This window comes from Streptomyces sp. NBC_01294, from assembly GCF_035917235.1.
In the GTDB taxonomy this organism is placed as follows: domain Bacteria; phylum Actinomycetota; class Actinomycetes; order Streptomycetales; family Streptomycetaceae; genus Streptomyces; species Streptomyces caledonius.
This window is the reverse complement of sequence record NZ_CP108423.1, coordinates 6,199,420-6,219,541: the sequence shown is the minus strand read 5'-3', so window position 1 is coordinate 6,219,541 and position 20,122 is coordinate 6,199,420. Positions and strand designations below refer to the sequence as shown.

Annotated in this window: 18 protein-coding genes and 1 pseudogene; 7 read left to right on the top strand and 12 right to left on the bottom strand. The window is 73.0% G+C overall.

Annotated features, from left to right (window positions below; all coding sequences use genetic code 11):
- Positions 1 to 52: 52 nt before the first annotated feature.
- From OG534_RS28115 to OG534_RS28080, 8 genes and pseudogenes are all read right to left on the bottom strand, one after another.
- Positions 53 to 760: a DsbA family oxidoreductase gene (locus OG534_RS28115; RefSeq protein WP_326591668.1), complete on the bottom strand. Its 708-nt coding sequence runs from the start codon at positions 758 to 760 to the stop codon at positions 53 to 55.
- A gap of 176 nt (positions 761 to 936) precedes the next feature.
- Positions 937 to 1,143, bottom strand: a complete 207-nt coding sequence (locus OG534_RS28110) for an antitoxin (RefSeq protein ID WP_326593903.1) — start codon at positions 1,141 to 1,143, stop codon at positions 937 to 939.
- A gap of 186 nt (positions 1,144 to 1,329) precedes the next feature.
- A pseudogene (locus OG534_RS28105) lies at positions 1,330 to 1,740 on the bottom strand (GNAT family N-acetyltransferase); the annotation flags it as partial.
- A gap of 92 nt (positions 1,741 to 1,832) precedes the next feature.
- Positions 1,833 to 3,281 carry a peptidoglycan D,D-transpeptidase FtsI family protein gene (locus OG534_RS28100; protein ID WP_326591666.1) on the bottom strand — a complete coding sequence of 483 codons (1,449 nt, stop codon included), beginning with the start codon at positions 3,279 to 3,281 and terminating at the stop codon, positions 1,833 to 1,835.
- Positions 3,282 to 3,343: 62 nt separating this feature from the next.
- On the bottom strand, positions 3,344 to 4,027 hold the full coding sequence (locus OG534_RS28095) for a response regulator transcription factor (RefSeq protein ID WP_326591665.1): 684 nt from the start codon (positions 4,025 to 4,027) through the stop codon (positions 3,344 to 3,346).
- Positions 4,024 to 5,346 (bottom strand): sensor histidine kinase, encoded by a 1,323-nt coding sequence (locus OG534_RS28090; protein ID WP_326591663.1) that lies wholly within the window; start codon positions 5,344 to 5,346, stop codon positions 4,024 to 4,026. Before OG534_RS28090 ends, OG534_RS28095 begins: the two co-directional genes overlap by 4 nt.
- On the bottom strand, positions 5,346 to 6,329 hold the full coding sequence (locus OG534_RS28085; protein ID WP_326591661.1) for a hypothetical protein: 984 nt from the start codon (positions 6,327 to 6,329) through the stop codon (positions 5,346 to 5,348). The genes OG534_RS28090 and OG534_RS28085 overlap by 1 nt, the downstream gene beginning before the upstream one ends.
- Positions 6,330 to 6,449: 120 nt before the next feature.
- Positions 6,450 to 7,232 carry an IclR family transcriptional regulator gene (locus OG534_RS28080; RefSeq protein WP_326591660.1) on the bottom strand — a complete coding sequence of 261 codons (783 nt, stop codon included), beginning with the start codon at positions 7,230 to 7,232 and terminating at the stop codon, positions 6,450 to 6,452.
- A gap of 127 nt (positions 7,233 to 7,359) precedes the next feature.
- Here OG534_RS28080 and OG534_RS28075 point away from each other — a divergent pair, with 127 nt between their 5' ends.
- The 3 genes from OG534_RS28075 to OG534_RS28065 all read left to right on the top strand — a co-directional run bounded on the left by OG534_RS28075 (position 7,360) and on the right by OG534_RS28065 (position 10,621).
- Positions 7,360 to 8,883 (top strand): aldehyde dehydrogenase (NADP(+)), encoded by a 1,524-nt coding sequence (locus OG534_RS28075; RefSeq protein ID WP_326591658.1) that lies wholly within the window; start codon positions 7,360 to 7,362, stop codon positions 8,881 to 8,883.
- Positions 8,884 to 9,082: 199 nt separating this feature from the next.
- Positions 9,083 to 10,342 (top strand): TerD family protein, encoded by a 1,260-nt coding sequence (locus OG534_RS28070; protein ID WP_326591656.1) that lies wholly within the window; start codon positions 9,083 to 9,085, stop codon positions 10,340 to 10,342.
- 102 nt (positions 10,343 to 10,444) lie between these two features.
- Positions 10,445 to 10,621 (top strand): hypothetical protein, encoded by a 177-nt coding sequence (locus OG534_RS28065; protein WP_326591654.1) that lies wholly within the window; start codon positions 10,445 to 10,447, stop codon positions 10,619 to 10,621.
- A 47-nt stretch (positions 10,622 to 10,668) separates the two neighbouring features.
- Here the strand turns inward: OG534_RS28065 and OG534_RS28060 are convergent, their stop codons facing one another.
- Together OG534_RS28060 and OG534_RS28055 are read right to left on the bottom strand one after the other, a co-directional pair.
- Positions 10,669 to 12,108, bottom strand: a complete 1,440-nt coding sequence (locus tag OG534_RS28060) for an alkaline phosphatase PhoX (RefSeq protein WP_326591652.1) — start codon at positions 12,106 to 12,108, stop codon at positions 10,669 to 10,671.
- Between the two features lie 184 nt (positions 12,109 to 12,292).
- Positions 12,293 to 13,852, bottom strand: a complete 1,560-nt coding sequence (locus OG534_RS28055; protein WP_326591650.1) for a hypothetical protein — start codon at positions 13,850 to 13,852, stop codon at positions 12,293 to 12,295.
- A 373-nt stretch (positions 13,853 to 14,225) separates the two neighbouring features.
- Between OG534_RS28055 and OG534_RS28050 the strand changes: the two genes are divergently transcribed.
- The 4 genes from OG534_RS28050 (at position 14,226) to OG534_RS28035 (ending at position 17,547) form a co-directional block, all read left to right on the top strand.
- Positions 14,226 to 16,067: an endonuclease/exonuclease/phosphatase family protein gene (locus OG534_RS28050; RefSeq protein WP_326591649.1), complete on the top strand. Its 1,842-nt coding sequence runs from the start codon at positions 14,226 to 14,228 to the stop codon at positions 16,065 to 16,067.
- 67 nt (positions 16,068 to 16,134) lie between these two features.
- Positions 16,135 to 16,608, top strand: coding sequence for a GNAT family N-acetyltransferase (locus OG534_RS28045; RefSeq protein WP_326591648.1), 474 nt, complete (start codon positions 16,135 to 16,137; stop codon positions 16,606 to 16,608).
- A 144-nt stretch (positions 16,609 to 16,752) separates the two neighbouring features.
- Entirely contained in the window at positions 16,753 to 17,007 is a 255-nt protein-coding gene (locus tag OG534_RS28040; RefSeq protein ID WP_326591646.1) for a hypothetical protein, read from the top strand.
- A gap of 81 nt (positions 17,008 to 17,088) precedes the next feature.
- Positions 17,089 to 17,547, top strand: a complete 459-nt coding sequence (locus OG534_RS28035; RefSeq protein ID WP_326591645.1) for a hypothetical protein — start codon at positions 17,089 to 17,091, stop codon at positions 17,545 to 17,547.
- 251 nt (positions 17,548 to 17,798) lie between these two features.
- Here the strand turns inward: OG534_RS28035 and dapD are convergent, their stop codons facing one another.
- Both dapD and OG534_RS28025 read right to left on the bottom strand, forming a co-directional pair.
- Complete coding sequence (gene dapD / locus OG534_RS28030) at positions 17,799 to 18,779, bottom strand: 2,3,4,5-tetrahydropyridine-2,6-dicarboxylate N-succinyltransferase (protein ID WP_326591644.1); 981 nt, start codon at positions 18,777 to 18,779, stop codon at positions 17,799 to 17,801.
- A gap of 9 nt (positions 18,780 to 18,788) precedes the next feature.
- Positions 18,789 to 20,048 carry an MFS transporter gene (locus tag OG534_RS28025; RefSeq protein WP_326591643.1) on the bottom strand — a complete coding sequence of 420 codons (1,260 nt, stop codon included), beginning with the start codon at positions 20,046 to 20,048 and terminating at the stop codon, positions 18,789 to 18,791.
- Positions 20,049 to 20,122 lie beyond the last annotated feature (74 nt).

The following is a 20,122-nucleotide window of genomic DNA, read 5'->3' as shown; positions in this document are numbered from 1 at the left end:
GGAACGACCCAAAGTCCATTGCCTGGTTTTGCGCGCCCACTCCAAGTCATCCTTATGCCTGCGGGACGGCGCACGCCCCGTCGGGCTCGCACGCCTCGGCGGCGGCGGCCGGTTCCTCGACTTCGCGCCCGGCCCACGCCTGCTCCAGGGCCCGGGTGAACACCTCGGCCGGCTGGCCGCCGGAGATGCCGTAGCGGCGGTCGAGGACGAAGAACGGCACGGCGTTCGCGCCCAGCTCGGCGGCCTCGCGCTCGTCGGCCCGGACCTGGCCGGCGTAGGCGGAGTCGTCGGCGAGGACGGCGCGGGCCTCGGCCTCGTCCAGCCCTGCCTCGACGGCGAGGGCGACCAGCACCTCCGGGTCGAAGACGGAGCGCTCCTCGCCGAAGTTGGCCCGGTAGGCGAGGTCGAGCAGCTCCTCCTGCCGCCCGCGGGCGTCGGCGAGGTGCAGCAGCCGGTGGATGTCGAAGGTGTTGCCGTGGTCGCGGCCCTCGGTCCGGTACTCCAGCCCCTCCGCGCGGGCACTGGCGGCGACGTGCTCCTCCATGCCGCGCGCCTCGTCGAGGGTCCGGCCGTACTTCTTGGCAAGCATCTCCAGGACCGGGGCGGTGACGCCCTTGGCGCTGCCCGGGTCGAGCTCGAAGGACCGGAAGACGACCTCCACCTCGTCGCGGTGCGCGAAGTCGGCCAGCCCCTTGGTGAAGCGGGCCTTGCCGATGTAGCACCAGGGGCAGGCGATGTCGCTCCAGATCTCGACGCGCATGATCCTTCTTCTCTCCGGGTTCGGGGGGATAAAACGGTTTGTGGTTCAACCTTCCCCGGCCCCGTCTCATTCCCCGGACTCATGCCCCGGACGCGGCAGGCGGGGACCGCACCACACCTCGGCAATCGTCCTGAAGCGCGTTGCGGTCCCCGCAGGGCCACCCGAGGCCGGGCCGTCTACGGCTGGGGCGGGCGCTCGCCTCCGGTGGGGGGCGGGGGCTGGTTCCCGATCTGCTCGTTGAGCTTCTGTTGCGCCGTGTCCACCTGGCTCTGGTACTTGTTCTGGGTCTTCGCGTCGAAGGCGTCTCCGGCCTTCTCGACGCCTTGGCGGGCCTGGTCCGGGTGTCCCTTGATCAGGCCTTTGAGCTTGTCGAGCATGGACATGAACGGTCCTTTCCCGGGATTGCCTGTCGCTCCCAGCTTCACCGCGAACGGCCGTGCGTGCACCCGGAGAGGCCGCGCGCCCGCGTGGGCGCCTCGTTCCGCCCCGGACGCGGCGGGCGTGGGGCCGACCTGGAGCCAGAGGGTGCGGTGGGTGCCCGAGCGGGGGGTGGCAGGGTCGGGGCGCCAGCCGTGGGTGGCGTAGAAGGCCTGGGCGCGGAGGTTGTGCTCGTAGACCTCCAGGCGGACCCGGCGGATTCCGGCGCGGCGCCAGGCGTCCAGGCAGGCGGCGTGCAGGGCGGCGCCTGTGCCGCGGCGCCAGTGGACCGGGTCGACGTGGAGCTGGGTGAGGGTGGTCTCGCCGTCCTGCGTGCGGAAGGCGGCGACCCCGGTGATCTCGCCTTCCTGCTCCGCGCAGAGCACCCCGCCCTCGGCGGCGTCGCGGGCGACGGCCCGGGACCAGCCCTCGCGGGTCCGGTGGAGTTCGGCCCCACCCGCGTAGGCCTGCTCGGGGATGTGGCCCGTGTAGTAGGTGGCGCGGGCCCGGGCGTGAAGGGCGGCGATGGCGTCGAGATCGGCGGGGTGCGCGGTCCTGATCACGGGAGGGGGAACGCGCCGGGAGCCTCGCCGGTTCCCGGCGCGTGGGGCGCGGCGCGTGGGGCGCGGCGCGTGGGGCGCGGCGCCTGGCGCGGCTACCTCTTCAGCCACGCCTCCATCATCTTCTGGGCGATGGGGGCGGCCAGCTTGCCGCCGCCGATCTCGGAGCGGTCGGTGTCGGAGTTCTCGATCACCACGGCGACGGCGATCTGCTTGCCGTTCAGCTTGCCGTACGAGGTGAACCAGGCCAGCGGCGCAAGGCTGTTGTTCACACCGCGCTGGGCCGTACCGGTCTTGCCGCCCACCTCGGCGCCCGGCACCTGGGCCGGCTTGCCGCCGCCCTCGGTGGCGACCGTGCGCATCGCGTCCCGGATCATCGAGGCGGTCTTGTCGCTCATGACCTGCTGGGACTTCGGGTTCTTGAAGCTCTCCAGCACGTCGCCGTTGGCGTCGGTGACCTCGGAGACCATGTGCGGGGCGACGAGCTTGCCGCCGTTCTGGATCGCGGCCGTCACCATCGCCATCTGGAGCGGGGTGGCCTGCACGTCGAACTGGCCGATGCCCGTCTGCGCGACCTGGTCGATCGACATCTTCTTCGACGGGTACTTGCTCGGCGGGTTGGTGCGGACCGGCGTGTCGATCTGCACGTTGAAGCCGAGCTTCTCGGCCGTCGCACGCATCTTGTCCTGGCCGAGCTTGGACGCGAGTTCCGCGAACACGTTGTTGCAGGACAGCCGCAGGGCGGTGCGCACCGAGACGTTGTTGCAGGCCGCGGAGCCCGCCTCGCTGGGCAGCGGGGTGCGGGTGCCGGGGATCGTGTACGGGTCGGCGATGCCGGTCTGCCGGTCGATGTCGGTGACAAGGCCGTTCTCGATCGCCGCGGCGAGGGTGACCAGCTTGAAGGTGGAGCCGGGTGCCTGGGGCTTGCGCAGGGCCACGTTCTCCATGGCCTTGCCCTTGTCGGCGGAGAGCTGGGTCCAGGCCTCCAGGTCGTTGGCTCCGGCGATGGTGCCCGGGTCGAAGGAGGGGTTGTTCACCACGGCGAGGATCTCGCCGGTCACGGGGTCGAGGGCCACGGCGGCGCCCTGCTTGCCCTGCAGGGCGTCGTAGGCGGCCTTCTGCACGTCCTTGTCGATGGTGGTCAGGACGTTGCCGGGGTCGGCCCGCTTGTTGGTGAGCATGTCCATCACGGTCTTCAGCCGGCTGTCTGAGCCGTTGAGGACGTTCTTGTAGATGCCCTCCAGCAGGGTGGTGCCGTACGCCTGGGAGCTGTACCCGGTGATGGGTGCGTAGAGCGGGCCGTCGACATAGGTCCGCTTGTAGCCGAAGTCCTTGCCGCCCGTCTTCACCGAGCCGGTGATCGCCTCCCCGCCCACGATGATGTTGCCCAGCGGGTTCTCGTACTGCCCGATGAGGTTCCGGCGGTTGTGCTTGTCGTCTGCGAGGGCCTGGCCTTGGTATGCCTGCACCCAGGTGACGCGGACCAGCAGGGCCAGCACCAGGAGCAGACAGAAGACCGACGCACGCCTGATCGTTTTGTTCATCCCCCAGAAGGACGCCCCAGCGGCCCCGGCCGTTCCGCTCTGCCCCGATTGTGGCCGGGTTCTCAGCCTTTTTTCATGACGAAGCCCCCCTCGTAGGCCGCGATGACGGCCTGGGTGCGGTCGCGGGAACCGGTCTTGGTGAGGACCGCCGCGACATGGGTCTTGACCGTCTGCGGTCCGACGCCGAGACGCTCGCTCATCTCGTGGTTCGACAGTCCGGTGGCCATCAGGCGCAGTACGTCGGCCTCGCGGTCGGTGAGCCGGCGCACCCAGGGTGCCGTGGCGGGCGCGGAGGCGGCCGCGTGCGCGGCGGCGAGGGAGCGGACGGCGGCCGGGAAGAGCAGGGAGTCACCGCGGGCGACGAGCCGGACGGCGCCGATCAGCTCGTCGGGGTCGGCCCGCTTGAGGAGGAAGCCCGCGGCTCCCGCGCGCAGTGCGTCGTAGATGTAGGAGTCGTTCTCGAAGGTGGTGACGACCACGATCCGGGGCGGGTCGGCCATGGTGGCGAGGATCTGCTCGGTGGCCCGGATGCCGTCGATCTCGGGCATCCGGACGTCCATCAGCACCACGTCGGGGGCCAGCGAGCGGACCAGCGGGACCGCCTCGGCCCCGGTGGCCGCCTCACCGACGACCTCCAGATCGGCTTCGGCCTCCAGGATGACCCGCAGGGCGGTGCGGACCATCCGCTCGTCGTCGCAGAGCACGATGCGCAGCGGCCGGCGGCCGGCCGGGGCGGGCCCGGTCATCGGTCACCTCCGGCGAGCGGGAGGACGGCCCGCAGCCGCCACCGGTCCTCGTGCGGACCGGCCTCGACGCTCCCGCCGAGCAGTGCGGCCCGTTCCGCGGAGCCGCGCAGCCCGCGGCCCCCGGTGGTGCGCGGCTCCCGGTCCTCGGGGGCGGCGGGCGGATTGGTCATGGTGATCTCCAGTTCACGGGGTTGGTCACAGGGTCGGTCACGGAGTCGGTCACGGTCTGTGCTGTCGTGGCCGGCCCGGACGCGGATCCGCAGGTCCACCGGGCCGGTGCCGTGGCGCAGGGCGTTGCTCAGGCCCTCCTGGACGATCCGGTACGCCTCGCGGGAGACGATCGCCGGGAGTGCTGCCCAGTCCCCGACGGCTCCGGGCTCCTGGTGCACGGTGATGGCGGTGCCGGCGGCCCGGGTGCGGGCCAGCAGCCCGTCGAGGTCGGCAGCGAGGGTCGGCGCGGGCGCGGCGTCCGGCCGGGCCGGGTCCCCGTCCCGCAGCAGCCCCAGTACGGCGTCCAGCTCGCCCACCGTCCGTCGGGTGGTGTCCTCGATCGCGGCCAGCGCCTCCCGTACGAAGTCGGGGTCGCGCTCCACCATCCGCCGGGCGGCGGCCGCCTGCAGGGTGACGGCGCTCAGGGCGTGCCCGACCGCGTCGTGCAGCTCCCGGGCCAGCCGGTTGCGCACGGCCAGGTCGGCGGCCCGCTCCTCGGCCGCGGCCAGCCGGTCCGCCGCCGTCGGCCCGAGCAGGACGGGCGCCGTCCGGGCCAGCAGCACCCCGGCCCCGGCGGCGCACAGGGCGAGCGCGGCCAGCAGACCGATCCCGAGCACGGGGGCCACATACGGCTCGGCCCTGGTGGAGAACCAGCCCAGGCCGAGCTCGGTGGCCCGCGGTCCGCTCACGAACGGCAGCGCGATCAGCACCACCGCCATGGGCGGGACCGCCAGGGTCATCCCGCTGACCAGCGCACCGACCCCCAGGTGCAGGGTCCACCAGGCGGAGGTCCTCCCCCGGGCGGCCCAGGACAGCGCGGGCCCTTCGGCGAGCCGCTCCCCCGGTACCCCGCACAGGGCCCGGACCGCGCTCACCGACAGCGGCCGGACCAGCCCGAACACCGCGGTGGCCGCGGCGAGGGGCAGGGCCGCCGCGTAGGCGGCGAGGGTCAGCGGGAAGGAGCTGAAGGCATTGGCCCCGCCGGCCGCCACCCCGACCCCCACCTGGGCGAGCAGGAAGTACGGCATCAGCAGCGCCCCGCCGAGGATCAGGTGGATCCAGCGCAGCCGGGCCCGCGCCCCCAGCAGCCTGGCCGGAGCGTCGCGCATCAGCCCTCTCGGCGGGATATGAGGTAGCGGGTGAGGACGGCGGCGGCGAGAGCTCCGGTGATCACCTGGCCAGCGTAGATCAACACGACCGTCGCGGAGGGCCCGTCGCCGCGGTCCAACTGCGGGCCCAGCGAGGCCAAGAGCAGCCAGAGGCCCCACGTCAGCGTCGCCCCCGCTCCGACCCAGGCGAGGCCGAGCGGCCATCGCGCCCGGAGCGTCCCGCCGCGGGCCAGGGACAGGACTCCGGCTCCGGCGGCCAGCGCGCACATCCCGTGGGCCGCGGACACCACGCCGGTCTCCGCGGAGTACGCGGCCACCTGCTCGGCACCCACCCCGGCGGTGCCGCCGAAGGCCCAGTACGCGTACACCGCGGCCATGACCGCCGAGGCCGAGGCCGCGGCTGCCGCCACCACCCCCGTGGACGACGGCAGCCGCTCTCCCAGCACGCCCTGCCACCGCCGGCCCCAGCGCTCCCGCGCATAGGGCACGAACAGTCCGGCCAGGGCGAGTCCTTGGACCGTGAAGCCCGTGTACACGACGATGAAGACCCAGGAGTCCAGGAAGGGCTCCCGCGCGGCCGACGCTTCCGGGCCGGACCCGAAGCCCAGTGCCCGTACGAGCAGTTGGCCCGGGAACCCGAGCAGGATCGGGGTCAGCAGGCCGGTGGCGGTGAACACCGGGACGGTCAGCAGCAGGGCCGGCACCCGCATGCCCCAGGGTCTGGTGAGCACCAGCACGAGCAGGATCACGCAGGCGTCCATGGCCAGCGTGACGGCATTGGCCACCGTGAGGAACAGGCCCGGCTCGCTCAGCACGCTGCCGGCCGGTATTCCGATCTGACGCCCGGCCAGCCAGGCGGTCTTGAGCGCCAGATAGGGCGCGGTGGCGGCCAGGGCCACCGCAGACAGGATCCGCTGCCCGGTCCCCGGCCCGGAGCTCTGGGAGGGCGGCGCGTACGTCGTGTGAACGGCTCGTGTGGTCATGACCCAACGGTCCCGTGCGCGCCGCCCCGCCACCTCCCCCTCACAGGGGAACCCGCTCCCCCGGCCGGGGGAGGAACCGCTCCCTCCGCCGATCCGCATGCGGCACCCGCACGCGCATGCTCACATCCGGCGCGTCACCACAGACAGCCGGTCCCGCGCCTCGAACAGCGCCGCCTTGATGACCTGTTCGTGCCCCGCCGTCAGCCGGGCCACCGGCACCGAGCAGCTCACCGCGTCCCGGGCCGGCGTCCGGTACGGCACGGCCACCCCGAAGCAGCGCAGCCCGAGCGTGTTCTCCTCCCGGTCCACCGCGTAGCCCTGCTCCCGCACCAGCGCGAGCTCCTCGATGAGCACCTCCCGGTCGGTGAGGGTGTGTTCGGTGACCGCCTCCAGCCGCCGCGGCAGCAGCCTGCGCACCTCTTCGTCCGTGTGCGTGGCCAGCAGCGCCTTGCCGAGCGCCGTCGAGTGCACGGGCAGCCGCCGCCCGACCCGGGTGAAGGGCCGCAGGTAGTGCTGGGACTGCCGGGTGGCGAGGTAGACCACGCTCGTGCCGTCCATCCGGGCCAGGTGGATGGTCTCCGTCGTGTCGTCCGAGAGCCGGTCCAGGGTGGGCCGGGCGGCGGCGACGACCTCGTCGCCGTCGATGTACGAACTGCCGACCAGCAGGGCCCGTACGCCGATGCCGTAGCGCGTGCCCGTCGCGTCCGTCTCCACCCACCCCAGGTTCACCAGCGTGCGCAGCAGCATGTAGAGGCTGGACTTGGGCAGGGAGAGGTCGTTCTGGATGTCGGCCAGGCTGTGCAGCCCCGGCCGCGCGGCGAAGTGCTCCAGCAGCAGCACGGTCCGCACCGCCGATTTGACCGGCGCCGCCGCAACCGGGATCCCCGACTCGGTCGTCGTCATACGCCTGCTTCCCCTCTGGTCGCCTCTTGTCACGCGCAGGACGCGGAAATAGAGTCCGCAGCAGATGTGATCATTCATCCACCGGAACCGCGTTCAGAATACTGAACGATCCAGGAGGCAGTGGGCCATGACAACGACACCAGTCTGGAGTGTGGACCCCCGCACCGGGAAGCAGCGCGAACAGGTTGCGGTGGAGGCCACATCCCTGGAGGTGGACGAAGCCGTACGGGCGGCCCACGCCACCCGCGGCCCGCTCGCCGACGCCACCGCCCGCGCCGCCTTCCTGCGCGCCGCGGCCACCCTGCTGGACGAGGCCGCCGCCCACGTCATCGAGGCCGCCGACGCCGAGACCGCGCTCGGCCCGGGCCGGCTCACGGGCGAACTGGCCCGCACCACCGGCCAGCTGCGCGCCTTCGCCGACGCCGTGGACGAGGGGGCCTACCTCGACGTCCGGATCGACCGCGCCGACCCCTCCCTCAGCCCGCCCCGCCCCGAACTGCGCCGCTACAAGGTCCCGCTCGGCGTGGTCGCGGTCTACGCCGCCTCCAACTTCCCGCTCGCCTTCTCCGTCCCGGGCGGGGACACCGCGAGCGCGCTGGCCGCCGGCTGTCCGGTGGTCGTCAAGGCGCACCCCGACCACCCCGCCACCTCCGAGCTGTGCGTCTCGCTGCTGCGCCGTGCGGCGGTGAGCGTCGGGCTCCCGGCCGAAGTCGTCGGCGTGGTGCACGGGTTCGACGCCGGTCTGGAGCTGATCCGCCACCCGCTGGTGGCCGCCGCCGGATTCACCGGTTCCATCCGGGGCGGGCGGGCCCTGTTCGACGCGGCCGCCGCCCGGCCCGTCCCCATCCCCTTCCACGGCGAACTGGGCTCGCTCAACCCCGTCGTGGTCACCCCGGCCGCGGCCGCCGAGCGCGCCGAGGAGATCGGCAGCGGGCTCGCGGGCTCGGTCACCCTCGGCGTCGGCCAGTTCTGCGTGAAGCCCGGCCTGGTGCTGGTCCCCGTGGGCGCGGACGGCGACCGGGTCACCGGCGCGCTCACCAAGGCGCTCGGGGAGACCGAGCCGGGGGTGCTGCTCGACCACCGGATGCGGGAGAACTTCGTCTCCGGCGTGCGCGAGCGGGCCGCGCTGCCCGGCGTCGAGGCGCCCGTCACCCCGGGTTCCGGCGGCGAGCACACCGTCGGCGCGGGCTACCTGACCGTGCCCGCCGGGAGCCTCCTCGACGGCGGCGCGTACGACCTCCTCCTGGAGGAGTGCTTCGGCCCGGTGACCGTCGTCGTGCGGTACGCCGACCAGGGCGAGGCCGGCGCGGTCCTCGGGCGGCTGGGCGGGAACCTGAGCGCCACCCTCCAGTTGTCGGCCGCCGAGAGCGACGGCGCGCCGGGCCCGGCCGCCGAGTTGATCGGGCAGGTCACGGAGCTGGCGGGGCGGATCGTGGTCAACGGCTGGCCGACCGGGGTCGCGGTGGCGCCGGCCCAGCACCACGGCGGCCCGTACCCGGCGGCGACCTCGCACTCCACCTCGGTGGGCGGGACCGCGATCGAGCGCTGGCTGCGGCCGGTGGCGTACCAGTCGGTGCCGGACGCGCTCCTTCCGGCGGAGCTTCGGGAGGCCAACCCGCTGGGGCTGCCGCGGCGCGTGACGGGCGGCTGAGCGCGGCCCGCACGCCGCGCGGCCGGGAGCCCCGGGCCGGGAGAACGGCCGGGAGCCCGGGCCGCGCGGGCCGGGCAGGCCGGGCAGGCCGGGCAGGCCGGGCAGGCCGGGCGGAGCCGAACGGGTGCACGTACGCCCGGTGCATAAATCTCCGGCGAGGGTAAGGGAACGGCAAAGCCCCTCCGCTCGTTCTCCGGGCATGACCGCTATGACCCCTGGATCCAACCTGCCGCTCAATGCCGTCCGCGTGACGGTGGACGTGGCTGCGCCGGTGCGACTCGACGTATCGGCCCTGCTCCTCACGGCGGACGGCAAGGTGCGTTCCGACGCCGACTTCATCTTCTTCAACCAGCCCTCCGGTCCCGGTGTCGGTTACCGGTCCGGCGGGGGTTCGGCACCGGACTCGATCACCGTGGACACCGGCGCGCTGCCCCCGGGCATCGAGCGGATCGTGGTCACGGCCAGCCCCGACGCCGCCGGGCAGTCGTTCCAGGGCATCGAGCCCACCGGCACCGTGCGCAACGCCGACGGCGGCGCGGTGATCGCCTCCTTCACCCCGCCGCAGCTGGGCGCCGAGACCGCGCTCGTCATCGTCGAGATCTACCAGCGCGGCGGCGTGTGGAAGGTGCGCGCGGTCGGCCAGGGGTACGCCAACGGCCTCGCGGGCATCGCCACCGACTTCGGGGTCTCCGTCGAGGAGGAGGCGGCTCCCGCGGCCGCCCCCGTCGCCCCGCCCGCACCTCAGGCCCCGCCCGCGCCCCCGGCCCCGCCGGTCTCCTACCCGGCCTCCCCCTGGCTCGGCGGCGCGACGACGCCCACCCCGGCCGCACCGGTCCCCGCCGCGGCACCCGCCGCGCCCGCCGCCGCAGCAGCCGGCACCGGGAAGATCAACCTCGACAAGGGCCGGGTCACCCTCCAGAAGAACCAGACCGTCTCCCTGGTCAAGGGCGGCCGCCCGCTGCTCTCCCAGGTCAAGATGGGCCTGGGCTGGGAGCCCGCGTTCCGCGGCCGCGACATCGACCTCGACGCCTCCGTCATCGCGTACGGCCCCAACCGCAACCACATCGACAGCTGCTACTTCGGCAAGCTGTCGATCCTGGGCGGCGCCGTCAAGCACTCGGGGGACAACCTCACCGGTGAGGGCGCGGGCGACGACGAGGTGATCGTCGTGGACCTCGGCCGGATCCCCGCCGACGCCACTGGCCTGGTCTTCACGGTCAACTCCTTCTCCGGCCAGAAGTTCACCGAGGTGGCCAAGGCCTACTGCCGTCTGATCGACGCGGCGAGCGGCGAGGAGCTGGTGCGCTTCGACCTCACCTCCGCCGAGCCCCAGACCGGCGTGATGATGGCGAAGCTGATCAAACAGTTCTCCGGCGAGTGGGAGATGACCGCCATGGGCGACTTTGTGAAGTCGCGCACAGTGCGCGGCATGGTCAAGCCGGCCTCGCAGGCACTCTGAGCAGGTGGGCGGGCACGTCCAGCCACCGGGGCGGATCGCGGGTGATGGATGCCACGCGTAATCCGTAGGTGGCTGTCAGTGCCCGCCCGTAGCCTTGGAGGCATGTACGAGACGCTCACACCCGCCGGGCCCGCCCGCCCGTCCGCCGCCGAGGCGAACGAGGCGATACGGCACCTGGTCGAGACCCGGGTGGACGGCGAGTGGCCGTCGCAGGCGTATGAGTTCCTGCTGGCGGAGTGGGCCGAGGCCTCGCGCGCGGAGGTCTCCCCGGCCCAGTGACGGCGTGAGGGCGCGTCTGCGGCGTCCGTGCGCGCGCCTCGGCGGCGTCAGTGTCCGCGCCGCCACGGCCCGGTGACGGCCAGCATGATGCCCGGGTCCTGGATGTTGACATACAGCGTGCGCCCGTCCGGGGAGAAGCAGACACCCGTGAACTCGGAGTACTCCGGCTCCTGCGGCGACCCCACGTTCAGCTCGTTGCGCGCCAGCGGATAGGTACGGCCCGAAGCGGTCGCGCCGAACAGGTGCTGCAGCCCCGAGCCGTCCTCCGCGAGGATCAGCCCGCCGTACGGGGACACGGTGATGTTGTCGGGGCCGTCGTAGCCGCCGCCCGTCGACGGGTCCGCGTTGACCCCGATGAGGACGGTCAGCCGGATGGTGCGCCGCTTGGGGTCGTAGAACCAGACCTGGCCGTCGTGCGCCGCGCCCGGGCTCTCCTCACGGGCGAAGGAGGAGACGAAGTACGCGCCGCCGTCCGCCCACCACATGCCCTCCAGCTTGCGCCCCCGCGTCACCACGCCGTCCGCGAACTGCTTGCGCACCGGCACGGTCCGGGCGTCGCGGTCGGCCACGTCCACCCAGTCGACCCCGTAGACGGTGCCGATCTTCGTCGCGCGCGAGAGGTCGTCGACGAACCGGCCCAGGCGGTCGGTGCACTTGGCGGCCTGGAGCACGCCGGCGTCGGCGGCGAGCGTACGGAGCCTGCCGCGCCCGTGGCGGAAGCCGCGGGGCGGGGTCCAGCGGTAGAGCAGCCCGTTGGGGCCGGAGGCGTCCTCGGTCAGGTACGCGTGGCCCTGCCGCGGGTCGATGACCACGGCTTCGTGGTCGTAGCGCCCGAACGCCTTGACGGGCCGCGGGTCGCGGTTGGCGCGGCGGTCGTGCGGGTCGACCTCGAAGACGTAGCCGTGGTCCTTGGTCATGCCGTTCTTGCCGGCGAGGTCGGAGTTCTCCTCGCAGGTCAGCCAGGTGTCCCAGGGGGTGGCGCCGCCCGCGCAGTTGGTCGACGTACCGGCGATGCCCACCCATTCGGCGACCTCGCCGCCGCGCCGGACCTCGACGACCGTGCAGCCGCCGGCCGCGGCCGGGTCGTAGACGAGGCCCTCGGTGAGCGGGACGGGGTGGGCCCAGCCCTCCCGCTTGCCCTTGAGCTCGTGGTTGTTGACGAGGAGCGTGACCCCGCGGTGGCCCTCGAAGGCGGCGGTCCCGTCGTGGTTGGAGGGGGTGCTCTCGCCGGACACGAGCTTGGTGACACCGCTGTGCGTGATCACGCGGTACGTGAATCCGGCCGGGAGGGCCAGGATTCCGGCCGGGTCGGGGACGAGGGGGCCGTAGCCGGGCTCGCAGGGCCGCCCGTGCTCGTCGCGGGCCGTACCGTCGTCGGCCGCCAGCGCCCCCGGGGCGGTGGCGAGGGCGCCGACCGTCCCGGTGAGCGCGACGCCCGCGCCGGCGAGGACGGTACGGGCGGTGAAGTCTCTACGGCTGAGCGGCATCGGGTCTCCAGGGGTGGGGAGGTGGTGCGCCTGTCGTGCGGTCGTCGGCGCACACGCTCTCGCCCGCACGTGAACGGCGGCTGAACTACCCACCACGAGGAACCGGCCCCTTGCCCGTGGCCGGAATGGCCAACTCCGGCCCAGGAAACGGCGCATTGTCGCCACCCGCCCGGGGCCGCTCCGCTCACGGCCGGCGGGAGCGCGCCTTGAACGCGGCCTTGCGGGCCTCCTTCGCCGCCTTCCGGTCCGGGTGCAATCGGCCCATCGCCTCCAGGACGTGGGCCGTCGCCGGGTGCTCCACGCGCCACACCTGGTCGAAGAACCCCGCGTGATGAGCGGTCAGGGTCTCCATCAGGAGCGGCAGCTCCTGCGTCTCCCCGTCGGCGGCGAGCTGCGCCGCGATCGTGTCGACGGTCAGCCAGAACACCATCTCCGGGTCCGGCGCCGGTACGTCGCGCAGACCGCGCTCCGCCAGCCAGACCCGGGCGAGCCCGCCGAGCTCCGGGTCGTCCAGCACCGAGCGGACCGCCGGCTCGGCCTCCGGCCCGGCCGACGCCAGGGCCTGCTGGCACCGCAGCCGGCGCAGCGGGCCGCCCTCGTCGTCCCCGCGGGCGGCGGCCAGCAGTTCCGCGGCCGCGGCGGGCAGTTCACGGCCGGCCAGCCACTGTTCGATCTCGGCCTGCGCCGCGCCCTCGGAGTAGAAGGCGACCGCGTCGAGCAGGGCGTCGGCGCCCTTGCCGGCCAGTTCACCGACGGCGGGCGCGTCGACGCCGGCCTCCAGCATCCGGGCCCGGACCCCGTACAGGCCGAGCGGGGTCAGACGGACCATGCCGTAGCGGGAGACGTCCTCGTCGTCCCGGGCGTCCCCGCCGTCGCGGCCGGCCGAGCCGCCGGCGGTGGCCTCCTCGTCGGCGGCCTCCGCCATCAGCTCCTCGTCGACCGGCCGGAATTCGACCAGTCCGATCGGCTCCAGCTGCCGGAACTGGTCGTCGAGGCGCATCATCGCATCCGAGATCTGCTCCAGCACGGCGTCGGTCGGCTCGCCCATGCCGTCGGGCACGACCATCGAGGCGGCGAGCACCGGTAGCGGAACCGGTCCGTCCGCAGCCCTGCCCTCGGAGACGGTGAGCAGGTAGAGGTTGGCGAGGACCTCGTCGAGGAAGTCCGCCTCGCGGCCCGGGTTCCAGTCCAGCCGGCCGAAGTCGATCTCGCCCCCCGCGTCCAGGGCGTCGACGAGTCCGTCGAGGTCGGGGACCGCCGCGTCGGCGAGCACCGCGTCCAGGGCCGCGAGCCAGAGGTCGAGCACGTCGCCGGGCGCACCGCGCGTCACCAGCGCCAGGTCCTCACCGGGCGCGGCCGTGCCGAACTGCTCCTCGCCGCCCTCCCCGCCGCCCTCCCCGTCGGACGTGCCGTCGGCCGCCCCGCCGTCCGTCCGACCGGCCACCCCGCCGTCCTCCTCCGGCTCGGTCACATCGACCAGGCCGGTGTCCACCGCCACCCGCCAGGCCTGGCTCGCGTACCCGGCGGATTCCGCGTCGGCGGCGTCGAGGCCGAGCACCGCGGCGGCCTCGGGCAGCTGGGCGGCGACCAGTTCGCCGCCGATGCCGACGCGGGTGTCGGGTCCGGCCCAGCGGGCGAGTCGTACGGCGCGCGCGAACAGCGGGGCGCCGAGGGCGTCGCGGGCGAGTTCCGCGTCGGAGTGCAGCCGTACCGGCGGCAGTGTGGGATGCGACTCAGCGGACATGGGGCGGTTCTCCTCGCGGACGCGGTAGGGGCATGCCGGCACGGACCGGCCGGCCGGCCGACGGGCCCGTCAGAAGCGCCCGGATTCCGGCGACATGGCCGACATGACGGGCAGGGCGGGCATGCCAGATGTGGCGCAGACGACAGGTGTGGCCGTTGTACGGCGTCCCAGCGTAGACGCATATCGGGCGCCTCCGGCGGGGCATCTCCTTTGGTTCATCCCACAGTCGTCTGCCGTATTCCCTGGAGGGCTTGACAACTTTGCGGGCCACACAGGAAATTGACGCGCGTAGATGTCTCGGGGGCGGCACGCCACCCGCAGATCTCGCTGCCACACCCCCACCTTCCTCTCTCCCACACCGGAGTCACTGACCATGCGCTCCTCGCATCCCCGTTCCGCCGCCGTCGCGGCCCTCGTCGCCACTGCTCTGGCCACCGGCCTGCTCGCGGGCTCCGCCGACGCGGCCGAGGGCGACGCGTCCGCCGGTTCGGTACGCATCCACGACATCCAGGGCACCACCCGGATATCCCCGCTCAACGGCAAGCAGGTCACCGATGTCGAGGGCATCGTGACGGGCGTGCGCACCTACGGCTCGCGCGGCTTCTGGATCCAGGACCCGGACGCCGACGACAGCGACGCCACGAGCGAAGGCGTGTTCGTCTTCACCAACTCGGTCCCGACCGTCGCCGTGGGCGACGCGGTCAAGGTCTCCGGCACGGTCGGCGAGTACATCCCCGGCGGCCTGACCTCCGGCAACCAGTCGGTGACCCAGATCTCCAAGCCGACGGTGACCGTGGCCTCCTCCGGCAACGCACTGCCCGAGGCCGCCGCGATCAACGAGTACACGGTGCCCGCCGAGTACGCCCCGGCCGGCGACCCGGCCGCCGCCGGCAGCATCAACGGCCTCGCCCTGGAGCCCTCGCGCTACGCCCTGGACTTCTACGAGTCCCTGGAGGGCATGAACGTCCGCATCGGCACCTCGCGCGTGGTCGGCGCCACCGACCCGTACTCGGAGCTGTGGGTCACGGTGAAGGGCTGGGAGAACGCCGCCAAGCGCGGCGGCACGGTCTACGGCTCCTACGAGTCCCAGAACACCGGCCGCCTGCAGATCCAGCAGCTCGCGCCCATCGCGCAGCAGCCCTTCCCGGTGGCCAACGTCGGCGACAAGCTGACCGGCACCACCGAGGGCCCGCTGGACTTCAACCAGTTCGGCGGCTACACGCTGGTGGCCCGGACCCTCGGCACCGTCAAGGCGGGCACCCTCGCCCCCGAGAAGACCAAGCCGCAGGCCGAGCAGGAGCTCGCGGTGGCCACGTACAACGTCGAGAACCTCGACCCGACCGACCCGCAGGAGAAGTTCGACGCGCTGGCCAAGGCCGTCGTCGAGAACCTGGCCTCCCCCGACGTCCTCGCCCTGGAGGAGATCCAGGACGACAACGGCGCCAAGAACGACGGCACCGTCTCGGCGGAGCAGACGCTGACGAAGTTCACCACGGCGATCACGGCGGCGGGCGGCCCGGCCTACCAGTGGCGGACCATCAACCCCGAGGACAAGAAGGACGGCGGCGAGCCCGGCGGCAACATCCGCCAGGTGTTCCTCTTCAACCCGGCGCGCGTCTCCTTCACCGAGCGCGCCCCGGGTGACGCGGTGACGGCGACCGGTGTGGTCAAGGAGAACGGCAAGACCCACCTGACCCGCTCCCCCGGCCGCATCGACCCCGCGAACCCGGCGTGGGCGGACAGCCGCAAGCCCCTCGCGGGCGAGTTCGTCTTCCGCGGCAAGACGGTCTTCGTGATCGCCAACCACTTCGGCTCCAAGGGCGGCGACGAGGGCCTGACCTCGCACCACCAGCCGCCGGTGCGCAAGTCGGAGGAGAAGCGACTGCTCCAGGCGCAGGCCGTGAACGGCTTCGTGAAGGAGATCCTGGCGGCGGACAAGAACGCCAACGTCCTGGTCCTCGGCGACATCAACGACTTCGAGTTCTCGGCGACGACGGACGCGCTGGCGGACGGCGGGGCGCTGTACCCGGCGATCAAGTCGCTGCCGAAGTCGGAGCGTTACTCGTACGTCTTCCAGGGCAACGCGCAGGTGCTGGACCAGATCCTGACCAGCCCGGCGATCAAGAAGTTCACGTACGACAGCGTGCACATCAACGCGGAGTTCGCGGACCAGAACAGCGACCACGACCCGCAGGTGCTGCGCTTCCGCCCGTAGTCCCCGGGTCCGGAGCAGCAGGGGGTCCGGCCGCCGTCCCGGCCGGGCCCCCTGCCACAATTTCGCCATGATCTTCCGCGTCGCCACACGCCGGGACCTGCCGGCCGTACTCGCCCTGCTCGCCGACGAGGACCCGGTCCTCGACCCGGCCTCGATGCCAGTCGGCGAGGAGCACGAGCGGGCCTTCGCCGCGATCGAGTCGGACGCCCGCAACGAGATGCTGGTCCTCACGGACGGGTCCGGGGACGCTGCTGCGGGCGGGGGCGTCCTCGGCTGCCTCCAGCTCACGTACATCCCGGGCCTGGGCCAGAACGGCCAGGAGCGGGCGCTGGTGGAGGCCGTACGGGTCCGCGCGGACCGGCGGGGCGAGGGGCTCGGCGCGGAACTCATGCGGCTGGCCGTCGAGCGGGCCCGCGGCCGCGGCTGCGGCCTGGTCCAGCTGACCAGCAGCAAGCGCCGCACGGCGGCCCACCGCTTCTACGAGCGCCTGGGCTTCGCACGCAGCCACGAGGGCTTCAAGCTGCCGCTGGAGCGGCCGTGACGGGCCGGCACCGGGCAAGATGGGGACTTTGGACCCTGGCGTGACGCTCGCCACATCTCTACCGAATCGACCGGTTGTGGTGTTGAGTGTCTGCACGCCCGATCTTGCCCCGGCTCGCACCACCCGCATCCCTGGAGGATCCTGGTGTTCCCCTCGATCTCCCTCGCCCAGGAAATCGGCCTCGCCGTCCTGTTCGTGGCAGCGCTCGTCTGGGTGGCCGGTCTGGGCCACATGCTGTGGGACAGCCGCTTCCCCCAGCCGGAGCCCGGCACCCACGAGGGCCTGCCGATGATCCCGGCCCAGCGCACCTCCGCCGCGCACCCGATGGAGTCGGTACAGCTGACCGAGGCGGAGGAACAGGCCTTCGCGGGCCTGATCCGCACGATCCCCCTCCACTGAGCGTCTGCCCGGCGCACGGGTCCGAGCCGGCGGCCGAAGCGCAGCCCCGGGCGACAACGGCCGGGGAAGCGAGGTGCCCTGATGACGGTCTTCCAGTGCCGTGCCTGCCACCGCGCGGTGACTCCGCCCGTCACCGAGCGGTCCCTGCCGGACCCGGACAGGGACGAAGAGTGGTACCGGCCGAAGGCGTCTGCCACGGACGCGGACGGCCACACCGACGAACCGATCGTGCGCATGACTCCCGGGACCTTCGCGGTCGACCCCGAGCCGTCCGGCCCCCCGTACGTTCTGGACGGTTCGTCCGGCCTGCTCGTCGAGTCCGGGCCGAGCGGCACCATCGTGCTCAACCCCGGCGACGGCATCGGCCTGGAGGCGCACCCGGACCTCGCGATGCGCCGCGGCTACTGCTGCGGGATGGACGGCGAATGGGGCCCCAACCTGGTGTGCACGTGCGGCGCGGTCATCGCCACCGTCTACTCGGACTGCTACCAGGTCCAGGAGCTGAGGCTGCAACCCGACGCCGTCGAGCGCTGCGACTGACGGCCCGCAAATCCCGCGCCCGGACCGGCTGACCATCCGGGTCCGGCTCCGCGGCGAGACGGTCGTCTGGTCCGACCTCGTGTACCCCGGCGCCGGCAACGCGGTGGTCGAGGAGGTCCGCTTCCGCCGGGACCAGTACCCGGGCGAAGTCGAGCGGGCCTACGCGGCGCTGCACAGCCCGCCCTGACCGCACCCGAGCGCCCTCCCGGGCCACGGCGGGTCCGGGGGGCGCTCGGAGACGGATCCGACCGTCAGTTGTTGCTGTGCAGGACCTCGTTCAGGCCGCCCCAGGTCGCCTTGTACGGGCGGGCCTCGACGGTGCCGGTGACCGAGTTGCGGCGGAAGAGGATGTTGTTGGCGCCGGAGAGCTCCAGGGCCTTGACGATCTGGCCGTCCGGGAGGGTGACGCGGGTGCCCGCGGTCACGTACAGGCCAGCCTCGACGACGCACTCGTCGCCCAGCGCGATGCCGACGCCCGCCTCGGCCCCGACCAGGGTGCGCTCGCCGATCGAGATGATCTGCTTGCCGCCGCCCGAGAGGGTGCCCATGGTGGAGGCGCCGCCGCCGATGTCCGAGCCGTCGCCGACCACGACGCCCGCGGAGATGCGGCCCTCGACCATAGAGGTGCCGAGGGTGCCGGCGTTGAAGTTGACGAAGCCCTCGTGCATGACGGTGGTGCCCTCGGCGAGGTGCGCGCCGAGGCGGACGCGGTCCGCGTCGGCGATGCGCACGCCCTTGGGGGCGACGTAGTCCGTCATCCGCGGGAACTTGTCGATCGAGGTGACCTGGAGGTGCAGGCCCTCGGCGCGCGCGTTGAGGCGGACGGTCTCGACCTGGTCGACCGCGACCGGGCCCAGAGAGGTCCAGGCGACGTTGGTCAGCAGGCCGAAGACGCCGTCGAGGTTCTGGCCGTGCGGCTTGACCAGGCGGTGGCTGAGCAGGTGCAGGCGCAGGTACGCGTCGTGCGCGTCCAGCGGCTTGTCCTCCAGGGAGGCGATGACCGTGCGGACGGCTACGACCTCGACGCCGCGGACCCCGTCCGTGCGGATCGCCTTGGCCGCGGCGGCGCCGAGGAGCTCCACGGCCTGCTCGGCGGTGAGGCGCTCGGTGCCGGCCGGGCCGGGCTCGGCGACCAGCTCGGGGGCGGGGAACCAGGTGTCGAGGACGGTGCCGTCGGCGGTGAGGGTGGCAAGTCCGGCGGCGACGGCGCCGGTGGTACGCGTAGCAGTCATATCCGAAACCTAACCGGCGACGGCCTTCGGTTGCGAACCGGTCTCATGTGCCGGCGCGCGCCGGCCCTGCCGGGCGTGCGCCCACAGGACGGCCCCGCCCGCCCCCGCCGCCAGCACCGCGCACAGCGGCCACAGCAGCCCCGGCGCGGCGGAGTACAGCGCTCCGCCCAGCGACGGGCCGAGGACGACCCCGCTGACCGAGACCCCCGCGTACAGGCTCTGGAACCGCCCGATGGCGTGCTCCGGCGCCTCGTCGGCCACGTAGGCGGTGGCGGTGGTCTTGTAGAGGATCTCCCCGAGGCTCAGCAGCACCATCATCACCACGGCGGTCGCGATCCCGGCCCCGAGCAGCAGCGCCCCGTACGCGGCCCCGACCAGCACCAGCCCGGTGCCGACGACCGCCAACGCCGGCCGCTTGCGCAGCGCGACGGCGGCGGGCAGCTCCAGCAGCAGGATCACCCCTCCGTTGAGCGCGATGACGAGCCCGAAGGCACGCGCGTCCAGGCCGTGGTCGGCGAGGAAGACGGGGAAGGTCGAGTACTGCTGGCGGTAGACGACGTCGGCCACCAGGATCGCGCCGAGCAGCACCAACAGGGCGGGCCGGGCCCGCAGTTCGCGCCAGACGCCGTGTCCGCCGCGGCCCCGACCCCCGTCCGGGGCCGAGGCGGGCACGGCGGTCTTGCGGGTGGCGCCGCGTGCCGGGACGACCCGAGCGGTCCAGAAGGCGAAGAAGAGGGTGCCGATGCCGTCGCCGACGAAGAGCCAGTCGTAGGAGAAGCCGGTGGCGACGAGTGCGCCCAGCGGCGGCCCGAGGGTGAATCCGCCGTTGGAGGCGCAGCGTACGACGGCGAAGGCCTGGCGGCGGGCCCCCTCCGGGACGGTGACCGCGATCAGTGCGGAGTTGGCGGCCCGGATCACGCCGGCGGTGTACTCGGCCACCGGCAGGGCCGCGCAGAGCAGCGGGGTGGGCAGCAGCGGGAGCGCCATCAGGGCGAGGCCGCCCAGCGTGGCGGCTGCGAGGAGCACGCGGCGGTGGCCGAAGCGGTCGCCGTACCAGCCGCCGGTGAAGTTGCCGACGACCAGGCCGATTCCGGCGATTCCGCTGACGAGGCCCGCCTCGGCGGCGCTGAGGCCGCGCGGGCCGGTCAGGTAGAGGAAGACGAAGACGAAGGTGAAGCTGACGACGGCATTGACGAAGACCCCCGCAGCCAGCAGCCACACGACCCTCGGTATGTCCTTGAACCCCTGCAGCACACCCGTGTCCCCCACATCCGATGAGTAAGTTCCTTTTGGGAACGGACTATGTCAGCATGACAGCCTTGGGTCAACGGACAAAGGAGCTC